Raw genomic sequence first — 843 nt, 5'->3', positions numbered from 1 at the left:
GTACCGGTCGATCCTTACGCCACCGGCAGTATCTCTTCGAGCAGCGAAGCCACCGGCCTAAACAGCCTCGGCAATCCAGGTCCCATCGGCCCATGCGCCTCGAATACGCCCGGACCCGACGCCAATGCCGGGCAGAACGTCAACGATCAGTACTGCGGCAAATAATAACTGACGCGTCCGCCAGCGGCCGGCATGAAGGCAAGGGCATGGTCGGTCGCGGCGCGGGCGTAAAAGCTAGTCGGAGACTTCGGTTTGCGGCCGGTCGCGACCGTCGGCCAGCTCGTCATGCCAGACACCCTCGGAATCCTCATACTGGATACCGTCCGTATTGCCGGCGACCTGTTGTTCGGCCGAAGCAATTTCGGCGGCGCGCAGCGCGTCCTGGTGGGTGGGAAATGTTTCTGAATAAGTCGAGCCGACCTTGTAGGCCCAACCGCCGTCATGCTCGATGATCTTGTAAGTCAGTTTCGCCATGGAATCCTCCGGTCGAGAAACCCTTGCTCGCTCAATGCAGCTTTTCGTCAGGCAACCTGTCTTCGGGGACCAGCACTTCCGATTCCTCGGCCGCCTCGATCAATGCGCGGCGTGCGTCCGCCGTCGAACGATAACCCTCCAGCGCCTTGAGGCAAGTGTCGAGCGCATCACGATGCCGCTGGCCCCGATTGAGAGGCCAAACCGTCATCAGGCACTCTGCGGCTTCGCGCGTGCTGCTTATTTGGCGATATTTGCCGACATGGCCGAGTTCGACCACCACCGGCTTTTCAAATGGCTTGTTGTCTGTCATGGCCGCCAACGCAAAGCGGCCAATTTGGTTGCAATCGTGACGGAACCCCTGCGCCCAAT

Annotated in this window: 2 protein-coding genes; both read right to left on the bottom strand. The window is 60.5% G+C overall.

What is annotated here, in order from left to right:
• Positions 1 to 234: 234 nt before the first annotated feature.
• A complete protein-coding gene (locus EOA29_RS38345; RefSeq protein ID WP_126093524.1) occupies positions 235 to 474 on the bottom strand; it encodes a DUF2188 domain-containing protein in 240 nt (79 codons plus the stop codon).
• Between the two features lie 31 nt (positions 475 to 505).
• A complete protein-coding gene (locus EOA29_RS38340; protein ID WP_126093525.1) occupies positions 506 to 784 on the bottom strand; it encodes a DUF982 domain-containing protein in 279 nt (92 codons plus the stop codon).
• Between the last annotated feature and the right edge of the window lie 59 nt (positions 785 to 843).

The organism is Mesorhizobium sp. M1E.F.Ca.ET.063.01.1.1, assembly GCF_003998155.1.
Lineage (GTDB): Bacteria > Pseudomonadota > Alphaproteobacteria > Rhizobiales > Rhizobiaceae > Mesorhizobium.
This window is presented reverse-complemented; position numbering and strand designations above follow the sequence as displayed.